This is a genomic window from Methylobacter sp., from assembly GCF_023227905.1.
GTDB lineage: Bacteria > Pseudomonadota > Gammaproteobacteria > Methylococcales > Methylomonadaceae > Methylobacter_A.
The window spans coordinates 1-3,088 of the sequence record NZ_JALOCF010000114.1 but is presented as its reverse complement, the minus strand read 5'-3'; the positions used below and the strand labels follow the sequence as shown (position 1 = coordinate 3,088).

At 47.8% G+C, this 3,088-nt stretch carries 2 protein-coding genes and 1 pseudogene; all 3 read right to left on the bottom strand.

Annotation, left to right across the window (positions count from 1 at the left end; translation table 11 throughout):
- Positions 1–153: 153 nt before the first annotated feature.
- A complete protein-coding gene (locus tag M0R47_RS21505; protein ID WP_292558404.1) occupies positions 154–1,908 on the bottom strand; it encodes an ATP-binding protein in 1,755 nt (584 codons plus the stop codon).
- A 103-nt stretch (positions 1,909–2,011) separates the two neighbouring features.
- On the bottom strand, positions 2,012–2,878 hold the full coding sequence (locus tag M0R47_RS21500; RefSeq protein ID WP_292558403.1) for an HDOD domain-containing protein: 867 nt from the start codon (positions 2,876–2,878) through the stop codon (positions 2,012–2,014).
- Positions 2,866–3,088: pseudogene (locus M0R47_RS21495) on the bottom strand (response regulator); the annotation flags it as partial. The gene M0R47_RS21500 and the pseudogene M0R47_RS21495, both read right to left, overlap by 13 nt.

Sequence of the window (3,088 nt, the reverse complement as noted above, 5' to 3'; positions counted from 1 at the left end):
GAATTTCCAGGCCCTCAATGCCTCCTGACGCGAGATAAACCAGGTAGTTTTCGTGATGGAAAAGACGGCGCAATGCCTTGAGTACATTGGGATCATCATCAACAAACAACAAAGTCGCCTGCCGGTTGTTGCCTATTGGCGATTGCACGGAACTCATGCAACGACCGTCTCGTTTTTTATCGGCAATACAATTCGAAATGTGCTGCCTTCACCGACACGACTGTCCAGGCGGATTTCGCCATTGTGTTTTTTAATAATGTTATAGGAAACGGAAAGCCCCAGGCCGGTTCCTTTTCCCACCGGCTTGGTGGTGAAGAAAGGATCGAAGATTTTATTGACGTGTTCAGGCGCAATACCTTTGCCGGTATCGCCGACCTCTACCCAAATGTGATCGTTTTCTGATCCCGTGCGCACTGTGATCGTGCCTTTGTTTTCGATAGCATGTGTCGCATTAACCAGCAAATTCATAAATACTTGATTCAACTGATGCGGTAAACACCATACTTGCGGTATATCCCCGAATTCCTTGGTAACGCTCGCCTTGTATTTGATCTCGTTATTGACAATATTCAGTGTACTTTCCAGACAGGTATGCAAATTAGCCCATTGCCAGTCATCGTCGCCACCGGCATAGGAAAAATCCTTAAGATCCTGAACGATCTTTTTGACCCGGGATGCGCCTTCATGAGACTCATCCAGTAAATCGAGCACATCGGTTTTAAGAAATTCCAGATCGATTTTATTTTTGAATTCCTCGATTTGGCGGAGTTGTCCGGCATCAGCGCATACCGACTCGATTTTTTCATAAATCGCCACCAGCGCCAGCAATTCTTCCACATAGTTTTTCAATGAGGTCAGGTTAGAATTGATATAACCAATGGGATTATTGATTTCGTGCGCGACGCCCGCTGCTAGTTGGCCGATGGAGGACAATTTTTCCGATTGCACCAATTGCCGCTGGACTTCCTGAATTTTATCGAGGGCTGTTTGCAATTCTTCATTACGCTGTTTCAGTAAATCCTCGGCATTTTTATGTTGGGTAATATCGACACTGATACCGTCGATTCGTAACGGCGCACCGGCATCGGCGCAAACGATGCGCATATGATGAAGAAGCCAGCGCAGATCGCCGTCCGGGCGGTGAATACGATAGGTTATTTTTTGCACGCCGGTCTTCATTAAATCGGCCAGACTGTTTTCCACCCGCGTTCGATCAACGGCATCGATAATATTCAGCCATAGATGCTGATCATTAAAAAAATCCTCGACCGGATGACCGGATATCTCATGGACGGCCTTGTTGAGATACAGTATTTTCAGCGTATCGGGCTCCATCGACCAGACCACGCTATCCAGCGAATTAAGAATATCGTTGAGGCGTTTTTCTGAGCGTTCCAGGTGTTTATGGGCTTCTTGTAATTGCCGATTCGAATCCATATAGCGCTCATTAGTTGCGGCAAGCTGTTGAATGCGCTTTTGCCGGTCATCAAGCAACCTGATATTGTCAATCACCAGCGTAATCAGGTTGACTAACATTTTTCCGTGGTTCAAATCCGCTTCCGTGTAATTCGCCTTATCGTCAAGGCTGTTGACGCATAATGCGCCGATCAACCGCTGGCCCATCAGCAAAGGCCAACAAAGTGCCGTAAGCGGTGTTTGTATGCCCGGTTCAGGAAGTAGTTCATGAAATCCCGGATCATTGTTTTTGAGCAATAAAGCCTGTTTGTTTTCCAATACCCAACCGATAACGCCGGCGCCGCTGGGTATAACACTGCCGATACCTCCGTCCGGCAAACCGATACCCGCAACAATGCTGAAGCGACAGCTGTCTTCGCCTTGGCACAATACCAGTGAACCGGTATTAGCTCTGAATCCTTCCACAATATGGCGCAGAATCTGCTCAAACACCTCGTTTGAACTGTCTCGGAACGCATCCGATTGCCCCAATTGGTAAAGATCATAATCCAGTTTAATTGTCGCGATTCACTTAACGGCATAATGCTCCCTGAATTTAAAGAATGGCAACTATCTGATCGGCGAATTGCCGGCCGGTATTGGCCCAGTGTGTCGCCTGGTCAATTGAAATATCCAGAAATTCAAGCACATTAGCGATGGCTTCCTGTCGCTCCAAACCGGAGTCATCGCCCTGCTCCGCTTCAATGATCAGCAAATTAGCCGTATAAATTAACAAGCCCAGTGATATGGCATCTCCTTGCTCCGGCGGCGTTTCATGTTGTTCAATCGCCTCCTGAATAGCCACAGGCAAATTCCAGTGCCTCGCCGCTTTGCCGCCTATTTCCATGTGATCGGACCCTATTATCCGCCGTTCCGTCTCGACCCGGTCCGGATGGGGTTCATTAATAATGCGGCTAAAATCGTCGGGAAACAGAAAGACAATAATCAGCCGTCCGATATCGTGTAATAATCCTGCCGTAAACGCAATGTCCTGGCCAATGCCGGTATAGGTTGCAAGCTGCCTGGCACAATCGGCTACAGCCATGCTGTGATGCCAAAACAGCGGGTAATCGAAGTCTTTATGCCGCACCGGTAACATTTTTGAAAAACAAACGCCAAGCAGCATATTTCTCACCCGGTTAAGTCCCAACAATACAATCGCTTGCCGCAACGAGCTTATTTCCCTGGACATACCGAAAAAAGGCGAATTGGTGATGCGTAAAATTCGAATCACCATGGGTGGATCCTGGCCGATTTTGTCCGCAAGATTAGTTAAACTTTGGTCACCGACTGTGTCTGTGTATTGCAATGCTTCCATAAGCAACGCCGGTAAAGAAGGCAAATCAACCAGGCGCAAACTCGCCACTTTATCCTTCTGGCTCAGGTCGGCAAATTCTTTATCAGTGCGTGTTAAGGTAGACATCCGCTCTCCTTGAACTGTGAAAGAACAATAATAGTACCTTTAGATCGGCTTAAATCGCCCATGGGGCTTACCCATACCTGCATAACATTGCCATTCTCCAGATGCAGTACACCACCGGTGAATTCTGTGGCGCTTGCCGAAGGCATTTGTTGCAGCGCCCGCCATAGCATTTCCGGCAGGCAGTCACTGGCTTGCAAGCCGAGTAAACAG